Source organism: Planomonospora antibiotica, assembly GCF_014647955.1.
Taxonomy (GTDB): Bacteria; Actinomycetota; Actinomycetes; order Streptosporangiales; family Streptosporangiaceae; genus Planomonospora; species Planomonospora parontospora.
Map to the genome: position 1 here is coordinate 1 of NZ_BMQE01000038.1, position 14,633 is coordinate 14,633.

Annotated in this window: 12 protein-coding genes; 6 read left to right on the top strand and 6 right to left on the bottom strand. The window is 74.2% G+C overall.

What is annotated here, in order from left to right:
* Positions 1 to 322: 322 nt before the first annotated feature.
* The gene (locus IEZ06_RS26780) at positions 323 to 1,666 is read left to right on the top strand and encodes an RNA-guided endonuclease InsQ/TnpB family protein (protein WP_189239451.1); all 1,344 of its coding nucleotides are present in this window, start codon (positions 323 to 325) and stop codon (positions 1,664 to 1,666) included.
* Positions 1,667 to 1,689: 23 nt separating this feature from the next.
* Here the strand turns inward: IEZ06_RS26780 and IEZ06_RS26785 are convergent, their stop codons facing one another.
* Positions 1,690 to 2,484: an SURF1 family cytochrome oxidase biogenesis protein gene (locus IEZ06_RS26785; protein WP_189239452.1), complete on the bottom strand. Its 795-nt coding sequence runs from the start codon at positions 2,482 to 2,484 to the stop codon at positions 1,690 to 1,692.
* A gap of 49 nt (positions 2,485 to 2,533) precedes the next feature.
* Positions 2,534 to 3,151: a winged helix-turn-helix transcriptional regulator gene (locus tag IEZ06_RS26790; protein ID WP_229798727.1), complete on the bottom strand. Its 618-nt coding sequence runs from the start codon at positions 3,149 to 3,151 to the stop codon at positions 2,534 to 2,536.
* 85 nt (positions 3,152 to 3,236) lie between these two features.
* On the opposite strand from IEZ06_RS26790, the gene IEZ06_RS26795 reads away from it, so the two are divergent.
* Positions 3,237 to 3,920, top strand: a complete 684-nt coding sequence (locus IEZ06_RS26795; RefSeq protein ID WP_189239454.1) for a GNAT family N-acetyltransferase — start codon at positions 3,237 to 3,239, stop codon at positions 3,918 to 3,920.
* A 69-nt stretch (positions 3,921 to 3,989) separates the two neighbouring features.
* On the top strand, positions 3,990 to 4,586 hold the full coding sequence (locus IEZ06_RS26800; RefSeq protein ID WP_189239455.1) for a TetR/AcrR family transcriptional regulator: 597 nt from the start codon (positions 3,990 to 3,992) through the stop codon (positions 4,584 to 4,586).
* A gap of 212 nt (positions 4,587 to 4,798) precedes the next feature.
* On the opposite strand, the gene IEZ06_RS26805 is transcribed toward IEZ06_RS26800, so the two are convergent.
* Positions 4,799 to 5,113, bottom strand: coding sequence for a hypothetical protein (locus IEZ06_RS26805; protein WP_229798729.1), 315 nt, complete (start codon positions 5,111 to 5,113; stop codon positions 4,799 to 4,801).
* Between the two features lie 138 nt (positions 5,114 to 5,251).
* Between IEZ06_RS26805 and IEZ06_RS26810 the strand changes: the two genes are divergently transcribed.
* A complete protein-coding gene (locus tag IEZ06_RS26810; RefSeq protein WP_189239456.1) occupies positions 5,252 to 6,703 on the top strand; it encodes a DUF7059 domain-containing protein in 1,452 nt (483 codons plus the stop codon).
* A gap of 284 nt (positions 6,704 to 6,987) precedes the next feature.
* Here the strand turns inward: IEZ06_RS26810 and IEZ06_RS26815 are convergent, their stop codons facing one another.
* The 3 genes from IEZ06_RS26815 to IEZ06_RS26825 all read right to left on the bottom strand — a co-directional run bounded on the left by IEZ06_RS26815 (position 6,988) and on the right by IEZ06_RS26825 (position 12,689).
* The gene (locus IEZ06_RS26815) at positions 6,988 to 10,149 is read right to left on the bottom strand and encodes an AfsR/SARP family transcriptional regulator (protein WP_189239457.1); all 3,162 of its coding nucleotides are present in this window, start codon (positions 10,147 to 10,149) and stop codon (positions 6,988 to 6,990) included.
* A gap of 438 nt (positions 10,150 to 10,587) precedes the next feature.
* On the bottom strand, positions 10,588 to 11,232 hold the full coding sequence (locus IEZ06_RS26820) for a GNAT family N-acetyltransferase (RefSeq protein WP_189239458.1): 645 nt from the start codon (positions 11,230 to 11,232) through the stop codon (positions 10,588 to 10,590).
* A 197-nt stretch (positions 11,233 to 11,429) separates the two neighbouring features.
* Positions 11,430 to 12,689, bottom strand: a complete 1,260-nt coding sequence (locus tag IEZ06_RS26825; protein WP_189239459.1) for a pyridoxal phosphate-dependent aminotransferase — start codon at positions 12,687 to 12,689, stop codon at positions 11,430 to 11,432.
* A 96-nt stretch (positions 12,690 to 12,785) separates the two neighbouring features.
* On the opposite strand from IEZ06_RS26825, the gene IEZ06_RS26830 reads away from it, so the two are divergent.
* The gene (locus tag IEZ06_RS26830) at positions 12,786 to 13,721 is read left to right on the top strand and encodes a LysR family transcriptional regulator (protein ID WP_189239460.1); all 936 of its coding nucleotides are present in this window, start codon (positions 12,786 to 12,788) and stop codon (positions 13,719 to 13,721) included.
* 229 nt (positions 13,722 to 13,950) lie between these two features.
* A complete protein-coding gene (rnhB, locus tag IEZ06_RS26835; protein WP_189239461.1) occupies positions 13,951 to 14,619 on the top strand; it encodes a ribonuclease HII in 669 nt (222 codons plus the stop codon).
* Positions 14,620 to 14,633 lie beyond the last annotated feature (14 nt).

Sequence of the window (14,633 nt, forward strand, 5' to 3'; positions counted from 1 at the left end):
CTCCCGGGGGCCACCCGAACGTCCCGCTTCGCCGACCTGGAACTCGCAGCATGACCCACCATCGAATTAGACAACAGAGTCCTGAAGACCGGGGAGGAATCCGGACCCCGTCAGGGGATGGCCCGCCGCCAGGCGGGACATCCCGAGCGCGAAGCGCGGGGCCGCATGCGGCCCCGCGTCATCGACGGCATTCCGCCGATCGGCGGCCACCACGACCCACTGGGCTGGTGGCGCGGACACCCGGTGCCCGCCGTGCCGCCATTCACCCTCTCCGATCATGAATTGGGCGCTAACGTGTTCGAGTCCGCACGCGCAAGGGCGGATGATCGATGAGGCGGGGGAGGTGTTTCGCCTGCTGACCGGACGCAGGTACCGACTGGAACTCGACTTCGGGCAGCAGCTGACCGCCGAGCGGATCGCCGCCGTATGCCGATCGGTGTGGAACACCGCCCTGGAGCAGCGCCGCGCCTACCGCCGCCGGGGCGCGTTCATCGGCTACGCCGAGCAGTGCCGCCAGCTCGCCGAGGCCAAAAAGGACTTCCCCTGGCTGGCCGACGCGCCCGCGCAGGCGCTGCAGCAGACGCTCAAGGACCTGGACGCGGCGTGCCGGAGGCACGGCACCTGGAAGGTCCGCTGGAAGACCAAGCAGCGGTGGACGCCGTCGTTCCGGTTTCCCACCCCCAAGCACATCCCGGTCCAGAGGATCAACCGCCGGTGGGGGCGGGTGTTCCTGCCCAAGCTCGGCTGGGCGCGGTTGCGGCTGTCGCGGCCGCTGGGCGGGGCGGTGCGCTCGGCGACCGTCTCCCGCGACGGCGCCCACTGGTTCATCTCCTTCCTCGTCGAGGACGCCCGGTCCACCCCGGACAGCCATGCCCGCCCCGAGGCGGCGGTCGGGGTGGACCGGGGCGTGGTCACGGCCGCGGTCACTTCCGAGGGGGAGTTCTTCGACCGCCGCCACGCCACCGCCACCGGCGTGTCCGCATTCGAGCCACCGAAGGAGAGCAAAGCCGGGCGGGTGGCCGATCAGGGTTATCTGTCGGCCGGTGAGGCGGAGCGGTATGCGCGCCTGCAGCGCCGGCTGGCGCGGGCGGCGAAGGGTTCGGCCCGCCGCGCGCGGGTGGTGCGCGCACTCGGGGTGATCATGGAGCGGGTGCGGCGGCGGCGGGCGGATTTCAACGCCCAAGCCGCGCACCGGCTGACCCGCGATTACGCGCACATCGTCTTCGAGGACCTGAACGTGCGGGGGATGACCGCGTCGGCGTCCGGCACGGTTGCGGCGCCGGGTGCGCGGGTGGCGCAGAAGTCCGGCCTGAACAAGGCAATCTTGGACAAGGGCTGGTACGGGCTGGAGGTCGCGGTCCGCTCGGCGGCCCGTTACACCGGCAGCCTCATCAGTACGGTTCCGGCCGCGTACACGTCCCAGACGTGCTCAGTGTCGGCCTGCGGGTGGGTGGAGGCGAGGAGCCGCGAGAGCCAAGCGCTCTTCCGCTGCACCGCCTGCGGGCAGGTCGAGCACGCCGATGTGAACGCGGCGAAATGCATCAAAGCGAAAGGGCAGACGGCCGGGCCGGTCGTCTCAGGGCGTGGAGACTGCGGGAGTGCCCGGGTCGGTGAAGCGTCAAGCACCCGTTCCACAGCGCGCGGCGCGCCGCGCGCTGCCGCGTGAGCGGCACGGGGATCCCCGTCCCTTCAGGGCGGGGAGCAGGTCAACTTTTCCGTGCTCTTCTCACCGGCCTGGGCCTTCAGGTCGGCGGCCTCGCGGCGGATCAGCAGGACCCAGCCGCCGACGGCGACCCCGATGAACAGCCACCACTGCACGCCGTACGCCAGGTTGAGCCCGCCGCCCTCGCCGACCTCCGGCTCGGGCACCGGCGCGGGCGCGGCGGCGGCCTCCGGGGACTGCCGGACCAGCTCCACGAAGCCGCCGAGCAGGCGGTACGGCAGGCCCTCGCCGATCGCGGCGGGGTCGATCAGCATCACCTGCCCGGCGGGGAGCCCCTGCAGGTCGCGGATGCCGGAGGACTCCTCGGTCTCGGCCGGGCGGAGCCGTCCGGTGACGGTGACCGGGCCGGAGGAGGGGGCGGGCACCTCGGGGAGGGCGTCGGCGGTGGCGCCGGCCCGGACCCATCCGCGGTTCACGAGCACCGCCTCGCCGTCGCCGGTGACCAGCGGAGTGATCACGTAGAAGCCGACGGCCCCGTCCTGGACGCGGCGGCGGGCCAGCAGCTGGTGGGCGGGGTCGAACGTGCCGGTCGCCGTCACCGTGCGGTACTTGTCCTGCTCGCGCACGGCGCCGCCCGCGGTGGTGAGCGTCGCGACGGGGACCGGCGGCGCCTCCAGGTTGGCCGTGGTCCGGTCGCTGCCGGCGGACCGCTCCTCGTAGCGCCCGAACTGCCATTGGCCCAGGAGGACGAAGGCGGGGATGACCAGCAGCACCACGATGTGGAGCGCGATCCACCGGCGGGTCAGAAGGAAGCGGTACACGCCACCAAGGGTAGGCACCGCATCGACCGCCCCGTCCGCCGAGTGGCCCTCAGGGGGTGTCGCCGCCGCGCGGAGGGGCTCCGGCGGCCCCCGCGCGCGGCGTCGCGGGGCCGGCGGCCGAGGACCCGTCACCACGCGGCCGGTCGCCGGCGGTGTCCGGCGTCGCGCGGGCCGTCGCGACGGCCGGTGCGGTGTTCCGCGCGCCGGGACCCGGCAGCGGGGTGACCTCCCGGGGGCCGGCGACCTCGTGGCCCTCGGCGCACCGGAAGTGCTGCTCGACGAGGGCGCCGCAGCCGCGGTGGGTGAGGAGCACCGGCGGGCCGCCGGGACCCGACCGGTAGCGGTCGCCCCAGTGCATCAGCGCGACCATGACCGGATAGAGGTCGCGGCCCATCTCGGTCAGGCGGTATTCGTCGCGCTGGCGCTGGCCGGGCTCGCGGTAGGGGACCTTGCGGAGCAGCCCCTCCTCCACCAGCCGGGCGAGGCGGGCGCTCAGCACCTGCCGGGGGGCCCCGGTGGCGGCCTGCATGTCGGCGAAGCGGCGCACCCCGCTGAAGGCCTCGCGGAGCACCAGGAAGGTCCACTTCTCGCCCAGGATGGCCAGCGTGCGTTCGATCGAGCAGTTGTCCACCCGGAAGGGCACGTTACCGAGGGTCGCCTCACTCATAGAGGCATCGTAAGCGGCCATCGCGCCACCTCCAACGAAGCTAAGTCTAGTTGACAGACTCAGATGATCCCGGAATGCTGAGTCCATGCTTCGAACTCAGCTTGCGCACCCGCGCCGCGACCCGACGCCGGCCGTACGGCCCGCCGGACGGGCCGCCGGACGGACCGCCGGACGGACCGCCGGACGGACCGCCGTGGAGCCCGTCACCCAGGGGGAGGGCGACTGGAGCCGGGTGCCAGGAGCCGATGCCCGGGCGTCCGGGGCGGGAGCCGGAATCCGGGCGCCGGGGACGGACGTCGGGATCCGGCCGGCGCGGGCGGACGACGGGGAGCGGATCCACCGGTTCCTCGCCGGGCTGTCGCTGCACACGCAGACCCTGCGGTTCTTCACCGGCCTCGGCCGCCCGGCCGCGGGCCTGGTCCGCGCCCTGTCGACGGTGGACGAGCGGCGCGACGTGCTGCTGGCGGTCCACCGGGACGACGTGGTGGGGCACGCGATGAGCTTCGGCGACGGCGTCGCCGCGGTGGAGATCGCCGTGGTGGTGACCGACGACTGGCAGGGCCTCGGGCTCGGCTCCGCACTCGTCCGCGGGCTGCTGCGCCGGGCCGAGGCGAAGGGCGCGCGGACGGTGGGGATGGACGTCATGGGGGAGAACCGCAGGGTGCTCGCCATGATCGGCAGGGAGTGGCCGGACGCGGTCATGCGGGCCTCCTCCGGGACGGTGGAGGTGACGGCGGCGCTGCGCCAGGAGGCGGGCCGGGTGCGGTAAGATCGCCGGGGTCCGGGGTGACGGGCGGGCATTTGCGGAACAAGGTTCTGTTGCCGCACCATTGACCTCGTGAAGAATGCCAAGAACGGACGTGACGGCCGCACCCGGATCGTCGAGGGAGCCCTGCGGCGGTTCAGCCAGGACGGTGTCTCGGCGACCACGCTGGCCAGCCTCCGTCAGGAGAGCGGCGTCAGCGTCGGCAGCTTCTACCACCACTTCGCGAGCAAGGAACACGTCTTCGGCATGCTCTACGCCGAGACCCTGAACATGTACCAGGACGCCTTCCTCGCCGAGCTGCGCAGCCACGAAGGGGCGCGCGAGGGCGTCGAGGCCATCGTGGCGCTGCACATGTCCTGGTGCGGCGAGCACCGCGAGCGCGCCAACCTGCTGATCAGCGAGCGCCCGCCGAAGCGGGACGAGCCGGGCGGACCGGAGGTCGCCGAGTCGCGCCGGGCCTTCTTCCGCAACGTCGCCGACTGGTGGCGGCCGCACATGAAGGCGGGCGTGCTCCAGCCGGTTCCTCCTACCATGTGCTACGTGCTCTGGCTCGGTCCGGCGGTGGAGATGTGCCGCCTGTGGTTCGCGGGGGCGCACCAGCCCACGGAGGAGGAGATCGCCGCCATGTGCGGGGCCGCCTGGCAGAGCCTGCGCAAGCATCCCTCCTGACGGCCGCGCCCGGCCGGCGGGGACCGCTCCGCGCGACCGGAGGTTCCGTACGGCCGGAGGTTCCGTACGGCCGGAGGTTCCGTACGGCCGGAGGTTCCGTACGGCCGGAGGTTCCGTACGGCCGGAGGTTCCGTACGGCCGGGGGTTCCGTACGGAGGAGGTTCCGGCGGCCGGAGGGTGGGACGGGGCGGCGTGGGGCCGGAGGGGATCGTCTAGCGGGCGCCCACCAGGCCGCGCCGCCCGGTGGGGACGCGCCAGACCTTCTCGTCGAGCGAGATGTCCAGGCGCAGGTCCTGGCGGCGCCGCTGGAGGCCGGGCACGCGGACGCGGTCGCTCACGTCGAACCTGCCGCTCCGGGGGTAGCCGAACCCGAGCTCTCCGGGAAGGACGCGCAGTTCGTCCTGGTTCCCGCAGTGCGGGCAGGTCCAGGCGACCATGTCCCGCCCGCGGTTGTAGTCGTGGCAGGCGCGGAAGTACTCGTCGGGGCGGAAACGGGACTCGCAGGCCATGCAGGGGATCAGCATCATGGATCCTTCTGGAGTCGTGCGTGCGGATCTCAAGGATTACCGTCAAGTGCTTGAGGCCCGCTTACAGATCGCTTACCACTTTGCGTAACGATTTGGTCACTCTGGGTTCCGTATGGTGAGTGATGGGACCATGGGACCGTGAAAGATCCGCTCGACCGGCTCCGCGAACTGCTGCTCGCAACCGGCTACACCATCGACGGCGTGCGCGAACGTCTCGGCGACGTCGCCGCCACCGCCCTGTCCCGCGAGGAGCTCGTCCCCGCCCTCCGCGCCACCCGCGACGGCGACCCGCTCGGCACGCTGATCCGGCTGTGGTGGCTCGGCGTCCCGGTGGCGGCCGCCGATCTGCCCGCGGGCCTGCCCGTGGCCGAGCTGGCGGCCGCGGGCCTGCTGGCCGCGGACGGCCCCCGGATCGCGCCGCGCGTCCACCTGCAGCCGTGGGAGACCGGCGGCTACGTGGTCTCCGACCCCAAGGTCAGGCCCGGGGACCCCGCGCTCCGCCCCGACCACGTCGTCGGGGCCGGCGGGGCCTCGGCGAACCTCGCCCAGCTGGTCTCGCGCCGCCCGGTGGAGCGCGCCCTCGACCTGGGCACCGGGTGCGGTGTCCAGGTGCTGCACCTGGCCGGCCGGGCCGAGCGGATCACGGCCACCGACGTCAACCCGCGTGCGCTGGAGCTGGCCCGGCTGAGCTGGGCGCTGTCCGGGATCGACGGCGTGGACGCCCGGGAGGGCTCGCTCTTCGACCCGGTGGAGGGCGAGCGGTTCGACCTGGTCGTCTCGAACCCGCCCTTCGTGGTCTCCCCCGGCGGGCGGTTCACCTACCGCGAGTCCGGCTTCGAGGCCGACGGCTTCTGCCGCGACCTGGTACGGCGGGCGCCCCGCTTCCTCGCCCCCGGCGGCACCTGCCAGCTCCTGGCCAACTGGCTGCACGTCGGGGGAGAGGACTGGCGCGACCGGGTCGGCGGCTGGCTGGCCGGGACGGGGTGCGACGGCTGGGCGGTCCAGCGGGACGTCCAGGACCCGGCCGAGTACGTCGAGCTGTGGCTGCGCGACGCCGCCGAGCAGGGCACCGCCCGCTACCGCGAGCTCTACGACGACTGGCTCGGCTGGTTCGAGGCGATGCGCGTCACGGGTGTCGGCTTCGGCTGGATCACCCTGCACGACTCCGGCAGCCTCGACCCGGTGGTCCGGGTGGAGGAGTACGGCCACCGGGTGGAGCTCCCGGTGGGCGGTTACCTGGAGGAGGTGCTCGGCTCGATCACCGCGGCGCACCGGACGACGGACGCGGAGCTGCTCGCGGCCCGCCTGGTGGTGGACGCGGGGGTGCTGGAGGAGCGGACCGGGGCTCCCGGGGCGGAGGACCCCGCCACGATCGTGCTCCGGCAGACGCGGGGGCTGCGGCGCAGCGCGCGGGTGGGGACGGTGGAGGCGGCCCTCGCCGGGGTCTGCGACGGCGACTATCCACTGGCCCCCCTCCTCGCCGCGATCGCCGACCTGACCGGGGACGACTCCGATGACCTGCCGGGGGAGGCCCTGGAGAGGATCCGGTCCCTGATCGCCGAAGGATTTTTCCACATATCCACAGGATGATGATCCACAGGTTGTGGATATCCCGCGATCGATCGTTGATCGGACGTTGAACGGGGCGGGAGAGGCTCTGGCCGTGGGCACGGATCCGGGGGATGAAGGACTCGTGCCCGCGTCCGGCCGGTCGTCGTGAGAGGCGGCCGGTCACCGTACGGCGCACCGGTTGATCCCGGGCCCCCTGCGCGCCGTACGGCGACCTGACGGCCGGCCGGACCACGACCCCTGCCGCGGCGCCCGGAAGGAAGTCCGTGATCAATCACGTGTGGATGACGCGTCTCGACGACGCCCTATACGACGGGCTCGGACCCGTCGTCGACCTGGTCGCGGTCGAGCAGGGTGCGCAGGTCCCCGGCCTCGGGGGCGCCCAGGCGGGAGAAGAGGTCGTGGGCGCGGACGAGGCAGGCGCGGCTGCGCCGGGACTCGCCGAGCCCGGAGAGCGCCCGGCCCAGCACCCATAGGGCCTGGGCCTCGCCGTAGGGGTGGCCGATCTCTCGGCTGACGGCGAGGGCCTGCTCGGCGTGGCGGGTCGCGTCGGCGAAGCGCCCGGCGGCGATGAGCGTCTCGGCCAGGCGCGAGCAGACCCGCTGCTCCCACACCCGCTGGTTGCCCGCCCGGAAGAAGGCCAGGCACTCGGCGTGGTGGTGGACCGCCTCGTTGAGGCGCCCGACCCGGGACAGCACGATGCCCAGATGGTAGCGGGCCCGTGCGGTGCCGGCGGCGGAACCGATCTCACTGAAGACCGCCAGTCCCTGCTCGGCGGCGGCGATCGCCTCCTCGGGCTGGCCGAGGAACAGGTGGTCGCGGGCGGAGTAGCTGAGCGTCAGGGCCTCGCCGCCCGGGGCGTCGTTCTCCCGGAACTCCTTGCGGGCCGCGTCGAACCAGGACAGGGCCTCGGTGTGGCGGCGCTGCCGTCCGACCACCACGGCCAGCGCGTTGAGCGCCTCCCCGGTGACGATCCGGTCGCCGCCCGCCGACAGCTCCAGCACGGCCCGGAACTCCTGCTCGGCCTCCGCCAACCGGTTCGCGCCGAACAGCAGCCTGCCGCGCACGTAGCGGCAGCGCAGCTCGGCGGAGGGCGCGTCCAGGCGCCGGGCGGCGGCGAGCACCTCGCGGATCCGCAGGCCGAACTCGCGGACGTGGCTGCCGGACTCCAGCAGCGGTTCCATGGCGAGCAGCAGGTCGGCGGCGGGCAGCAGCCCGGCGGCGTCCCGCGCGTCCGCGGCGGCCTGGGAGATGGACGCGAACAGGCCCTCGGCCTCGACCGAGAGCCAGGTCACGGCCTCGTCGGCGGAGGTGAACGCGTGCCCGCACCCGGAGACGGCCAGCCGGTCGGCCACCGTGCTGCCCTCGTAGGCGAGCCGGTGCGCCGACCGCGCGGAGGCCAGGTAGAAGCCGAGCAGCCGGCGCAGCGCCTCCGGACCGGGCTCGGCGCCGGACCCGCCGCCGGGCGAGGCCCCGGGTCCGCCGCCGGGCGAGGCCCCGGGTCCGCCGCCGGACCCGTTGTCCGGCGATGCGCCGGACCCACCGCCCGGGGAGCCCGAGCCGGAGGCTCGCTCGGCGGCTCGGCGGGCGAAGAGCTTGAGCAGGTCGTGGAAGCGGTAGCGGCCGGGGGCGGGGGCCTCCAGCAGGCTGGCGTCCACCAGGGACTCCAGCAGGTCCTCGGCGTCCATCGGGTCCAGGTCCAGTACGGCCGAGGCGGCGGAGACCGAGATGTCCGGCCCGCCGGGCAGGGAGAGCAGCCGGAACGCCCTGGCCTGGTCGGAGGTGAGCTGGCCGTACCCGAGGGCGAAGGTCGACTCCACCGCGAGGTCGCCCACCCGCATCTCGTCCAGGCGGCGGCGCTCGTCGGCCAGCCGGGGGACCAGGGAGGCGACCGTCCAGGTGGGGCGGGCGGCCAGGCGGGCCGCCACGATCCGCACGGCCAGCGGGAGGAATCCGCACGCGGCGACCACGTCCATCGCGGCGGCCCGCTCGGAGTCCACCCGCTCGGTCCCGGCGACCGCGCGCAGCAGCCCCAGCGCCTCGTCCGGTTCCATCACGTCCAGGTCGACCAGGCGCGCCGCGGGCAGGTCGGCGAGCTTGTGGCGGCTGGTCACGATCGCCGCGCAGCCGGAGGATCCCGGGAGCAGGTGGCCGACCTGGGCGGCGTCGCGGGCGTTGTCGAGCAGGACCAGCATCCGGCGGTCGGCCAGCAGCGAGCGGAACAGCGCCGAGCGCTCCGCCAGGCCGTCCGGGATGACGTCGGCGGGCAGTCCCAGGCCGCGCAGGAAGGCGGCCAGCGCGGACTCCGGCGCGGTCGGCTCGTCGCCGTACCCGCGCAGGTCCGCGTAGAGCTGCCCGTCGGGGAAGCGGTCGTGCATGGCGTGGGCGACGTGCACCGCCAGGGCGGTCTTGCCCACGCCGCCGATGCCCGAGATGGCCGCGACCGGGACCCCCTCCGAGTCGTCCGTGCCGTCCTGCGCGGAGAGCAGGACGCGGAGCCGGTCGATGATCTGGCGGCGGCCGGTGAAGTCGCTCACCGCCGCGGGCAGCTGCGCCGGGCGGGGCAGCTCCGGAGGCTCGTACCCCTCGCCGGGCACGGGCAGGGGCACGGACGCGGAGGGCCGTTCCGGGGCGGCGGAAGAGGCGGCACGAGGGGCGGCACGAGGGGTGGCGGGAGGGGCGGCGAGGGCCGGGTCGCCGGAGAGGATGCGCCGGTGCAGGGCGGCCAGTTCCGGTCCGGGGTCGATGCCCAGTTCGTCGACGAGCGCCCGGCGGGTGTCGGTGAAGACCGCCAGCGCGTCCGCCTGCCGCCCGCACCGGTAGTAGGCGAGCATGAGCTGGGCGCGCAGCCGTTCGCGGAGCGGGTGGTCTCCGGTGAGCGCGATCAGGTCGGAGACGACCTCGGCGTGCCGGCCGAGCTCCAGGTCGAGGTCCATCAGGGTTTCCAGCGCGCTCATCCGGCACTCCACCAGCCGGTCGCGCTGGTGCTCGACGTAGGGGCCGACGGCTCCGGCCAGCGGTTCGCCGGTGCACAGCGCCAGCGCCGCGCGCAGGATCCCGGCCGCCCCGCCGGGATCCCCGGCGCGGCGGGCCGCCTCCGCCTCCTGGATCCCGGCCTCGAAGCGGTTCAGGTCGAACCAGGCCCCGGCCAGGCGCAGCGCGTAGCCGCGGCCGACCGAGGTGAGCAGCGTCGGCGGGGTGCGCGGGGAGCGGTCCGGTTCGAGTACGGCGCGCAGCCGGGAGACGTAGGTGCGCAGCGCGCCGAGGGCGCGGGGCGGGGCCTCCTCGCCCCAGACGCCGTCGATCATCTCGGCCGGCGTCACGGCGCGGCCCTCGCGGACCAGCAGCATCGCCAGGATGGAACGTTGCAACGGGGTGCCCAGATCCAGTTCGGCGCCGTCGCGCCAGGCCTGGACGGGGCCGAGTACGGCGAAGCGCAGGCCGTTGTCGCCGTCCTGTGCAGCCATGTTCGGTATCTCCACCCTAATGGGAAGTTTTATGACCAAATAATAGATCCTTTGTCGCCCGCCCCATAGCTCGCCTGGACGACCGGCCAGTCGGAGTGTTGATCGGCCGTTGATCGGGCGTTGAACCCCGCGCGGGACGCTGGTGCCGCAGCCGAGCACGGCCCCTACGGGGGCGGCCGTGCCCGGTTGACGGGGGCGAAGGGCGGCGGGGGGTGCCGCCGACGGAAAAGGCCCGCCCGGAATGAATTCCGGGCGGGCCTTTTCCCATCAGATCCAGCGAGAGGACTGCCGGGTTCACCCGGCAGGGGAATCGCTTCCCTGTTACGGTTTTTGCTTGAAACGGGCAGGGCTTGTCCGTCGCCCACCTCACCAGAGGAGAGCGAGAAGCCGCTCCCTTCAGGGAGCGGAGGAGTCACTAGTCCGAAGTTGCGGTGACGTTCACGCGGCCTCGACGAGTCCGAGCCGCTCGTGCAGGCGTTCTCGCACGAGCGGCCATTCGGAACTCAGGATCGAGTAGAACGCGGTATCTCGGACCGTGTCGTCGGCGCCCCGGCTCTCCGCCCGCCGCACACCGTCGAGGTGCGCGCCGAGGGCTTCGATGGCGGCTCGGGAGCGTACGTTCCGTACGTCCGCCTTGAGGGTGACGCGGTGGACCTGCCAGGTCTCGAAGGCGAGCGAGAGCATCAGGTACTTGCTCTCCCGGTTGACGCCGGTTCCCTGGGCCGAGGCGGCCAGCCAGGTGTAACCGATGTCCGCCACGGACGGGACCTCGCCCACCGCTCCACGCGCACCCGGCGGCCAGGGCATGGGGCCCTGCCAGTACTCCAGGTTCATGAGACGGGTGGCACCGACGATTCGGTCGGTGTGCAGCCACCGGATGGCGAAGGGCATCGTGCGGCCCTCCGCCTGCTCAGCCAGAGCGGCCTCCACGTAGGAGGCCATCTCGTCCCGGCCATGGGGGACGCGGGTGAATCCGTACGTCGTACGGTCTTCACCCGCCGCGGCGACGAGGTCGTCGACGGCCGCGAGGCTGAGCGGCTCCAGGCGCACGAGGCGCCCGGACAGGGTGACAAAAGCGGGCATGAGCACATGATGAGGGCTCTCTGCGACGCTCAATGCCAAATGGCGCGGGACATCTTCCCGAGCGTCCGGGGAAGCACCCGCCCGATCGCGCAGAGGGGATGAAACCGCAGCTCAGAAGGGTGCCCTCCAGCGTGCGGTCCGTGCGCTCCGGCGGGCCTTCTCCAAACTGAGACGTGCGCCCCGGGGGGCGGGGCTCCTCAGCGGGTGGAGCGCCGGGCGACCAGGCCGTCGAGGGCCCCGCCGAGGTGGTCGAGGGAGGCCGCGATCCAGGGCAGCGCGAGGGGGTCCGGGGCGCTCAGCGCGGCCAGCCGCTGCTCGGTGGTCTCGCCGTACAGGAGGCTGGTCGCCATCCGGACCCGGAGCGCCGCCGGGTCGTCGCCGAAGGCGTGCCCCGGGAGCACGCCGACGCCGTACGCGTCGAGCAGGAGCGCGGCCAGCCCGGCGGAGGTGGAGACGTCCCGGCCGGCCCCGGCGGGGTCCAGGCGGCCGGTGAAGTCCGGGTAGAGGTAGAAACCCCCCTGCGGGGCGGCCGTTCGCACGCCCGCCGCGGTGAGCCGGGCGTGCACCGCCCGCGCGACCGCGGCGTGCAGCCGCCTGCTGCCGCCGATCCGCTCGACGAGCTCGGGGGGCTCGGTGTAGGCGTAGGCCGCGGCCTGCTGGACGGGGGCCGCCGGGCTGGACCAGATCTCACTGGCCACCGCGAGCAGCCGGTCGCGCAGCCCGGCGGAGGGCAGCCGGGTCACGCCGATCCGCCAGCCGCCCAGGGCGAGGCTCTTGCTGAGCCCGCTGGTGACGACGGTGCGCTCGGGAGCCGCCTCGGCGGGGCTGAGGAAGCCGGCGTCCGGGTCGTGGACGAGGTCGCGGTAGATCTCGTCGGAGACGATCAGCAGGTCGAGCTCGCGGGCGACCTCGGCGAGCTGCTTGATCACGTCGGCCCCCGCGAGCGTCCCGCTGGGGTTGTCGGGGAGGGTGACCAGCAGCGAGCGCACGTCCCGGCCCGCGGCGCGGGCCCGCAGGACGGCGGAGACCACCCGTTCCGGGTCCGGTGCGCCGCCTCCGCCGGGGAGCGCCGGGACGGGCAGGGAGCGCACCCCGGCCAGTTCGGCCTGGGCGGCGTAGCTGACCCAGCTCGGCACGGGCAGCACGATGTCGCCGCCGATCGCGAGCAGCAGGCCGTACAGCAGGGGCTTGCTGCCGGGGCCGCAGACGACGAGCCCGGGGTCGGTGGGCAGGCGCCGTCGGGTCCAGTATCCGGCCGCCGCCTCGCGCAGCGCGGCGGCTCCCGCGACCGGTCCGTACCCGTTCTGCCCGGCCGCGGCGGAGAGCCGCTCCCGCAGGGCGGGGTGGACCGGCAGGCCCGCCTCGCCGAAGGCGAGGTTCAGCACGCGGTGGCCCGCGCGCCGCCTCCGGTCGATTTCTTCATTTGCCGCCAAAGTGGCGGAAAGAGTGATGTTCATGGCGATTCCCCCCTGTGCTGCGGAACGTTCCCAGCGTGGTGGGATGGAGGCATCACGACAAGCTTCGATTCATGTGGGTGGGCGTAAGGAGATCCGATGCTCGACCTGCGCCGCCTGGCGTTGATCTGCGAGTTCGCCCGGAAGGGGAGCATCGCCGCGACCGCCGCCTCGCTCGGGTACAGCCCGTCGGCGGTCTCCCAGCAACTGGCCGCGCTGGAGCGCGAGTCCGGCGCCACGCTGATCGACCGGACCGCCCGCAGCGCCGAGCTGACCGACGCGGGCCGCCGTCTCGTCGAGCACGCCGAGCGCATCCTGGCCATGGTGGAGACCGCCGAGTCCGATCTGTCCGCCCAGGCGGGGACCCCCTCGGGCCGGGTCACGGTCACCGCCTTCCCCACCGCCGCCGTGGCCTTCGCGCCCGCCCTGGCCCGGCTGCTGCGCCGCCACACCGCGCTGACCCTCCGGATGGCGCAGGGCCGCTCGGGGCGGGGCGCCCGCGAGGTCCAGTCGGGCACGGCCGACCTCGCCGTGGTGGACGACTGGTACGGCCGGATGCGCGAGTCGGAGACCATGCGGATCTTCCCGCTGCTGCGCGACCCGCTGGTGCTCGTGGTGCCGCGCACGCACCGCCTCGCCTCGCCGGACGAGCCGGTCGACCTGGCGGAGCTGCGCGACGAGCCGTGGATGGCCACCCCGGACGGCGAGCCCTCCCGGATGGCCGTCGACCGCATGATGGCCGAGGTCGGCGGGGCCGGGCCGGTGCCGTGGGAGTTCGAGGGGCTGAGCACCGTCCTCAGCCTGGTCGCCAAGGGCGTCGGCATCGCCGCGGTGCCCGCCCTGGCCCTGGCGGCGGGCGTGCGCGGCATCGCCGTCCGGGAGATCCCGGGGACCCCGGCCGGCCGCGACGTGCACGCGGTCGTCCGCGCCTCCAGCGTGCACCGCCCCGCCGTCGCGGTGACCCTCCGGGCCGTCCACACCGCCGCCCGCTACCTCGCGGCCGACCTCACCGCCCTCGAACCGGCGGTGCGCTGACACCCGTCCCCGTCCCGGCCCCCGTGCGCCGCGGCCGTCCCTGTCCCCGCGCCCGTCCCCGTGCGCCGCGGCCGTCCCTGTCCCCGCGCCCGTCCCCGTGCGCCGCGGCCGTCCCTGTCCCCGCGCCCGTCCCCGTGCGCCGCGGCCGTTCCCGCATCCGGACCGGGTGGATCCCGTACGGACTCCGCGCGGGCCCCGCAGGACGGCACGGCCGGACTAAACTCCCCACGTGCCTCCCTCCTACGCGCTCGAGAACCTGCTGTCCGACGGCGGGTCGAAGCTGGTGGCCGGGATCGACGAGGTCGGCCGGGGGGCGTGGGCCGGGCCGGTGGCGGTCTGCGCGGTGGTCACGGACCTGTCCGAGCCGCCCGCCGGGCTCACCGACTCCAAGCTGCTCAGCCGGGCCCGCCGCGAGGCCATGGTCGCCGAGATCACCGGCTGGGCCGCCGGGATCGGGTACGGCGAGGCGTCCCACGAGGAGGTCGACGCCCTCGGCATGACCGAGGCGCTGCGCCGGGCCGCCCGCCGGGCCCTCGCCGAGCTGCCGGTCCGGCCCGACGCGGTGATCCTGGACGGCAAGCACGACTACCTGGGCCCGCCCTGGCAGGTCCGGTGCGAGATCAAGGGCGACCTGTCCTGCGTCTCCGTCGCCGCCGCCTCGGTGATCGCCAAGGTCCGCCGCGACGCCTACATGGCCTCCCTCGGCCTCGACGCGTACGGCTTCGCGAGCAACGCCGGCTATCCCTCCCCGGTCCACCAGCGGGCCCTCGCCGAGCACGGCCCGACCGAGCACCACCGGCTGTCCTGGTCCTACCTCGACAAGCTGCCCCGCTGGCGCCACCTCAGGAGGCACCGCGACGCCGCGGCGGGCGCGGGCCAGCTCGGGCTCTTCGGGTAGCCGGGGCGATGGGG

Excerpts from the sequence above, each read along its gene's own strand:
- IEZ06_RS26805 (WP_229798729.1), bottom strand. The coding sequence starts at position 5,113 with ATGATGCTGATCCCCTGCATGGCCTGCGAGTCCCGTTTCCGCCCCGAC.
- IEZ06_RS26825 (WP_189239459.1), bottom strand. The coding sequence starts at position 12,689 with ATGAACATCACTCTTTCCGCCACTTTGGCGGCAAATGAAGAAATCGAC.
- IEZ06_RS26830 (WP_189239460.1), top strand. The coding sequence starts at position 12,786 with ATGCTCGACCTGCGCCGCCTGGCGTTGATCTGCGAGTTCGCCCGGAAG.
- IEZ06_RS26795 (WP_189239454.1), top strand. The coding sequence starts at position 3,237 with ATGCTTCGAACTCAGCTTGCGCACCCGCGCCGCGACCCGACGCCGGCC.
- IEZ06_RS26780 (WP_189239451.1), top strand. The coding sequence starts at position 323 with ATGATCGATGAGGCGGGGGAGGTGTTTCGCCTGCTGACCGGACGCAGG.
- IEZ06_RS26790 (WP_229798727.1), bottom strand. The coding sequence starts at position 3,151 with ATGAGTGAGGCGACCCTCGGTAACGTGCCCTTCCGGGTGGACAACTGC.
- IEZ06_RS26815 (WP_189239457.1), bottom strand. The coding sequence starts at position 10,149 with ATGGCTGCACAGGACGGCGACAACGGCCTGCGCTTCGCCGTACTCGGC.
- IEZ06_RS26820 (WP_189239458.1), bottom strand. The coding sequence starts at position 11,232 with ATGCCCGCTTTTGTCACCCTGTCCGGGCGCCTCGTGCGCCTGGAGCCG.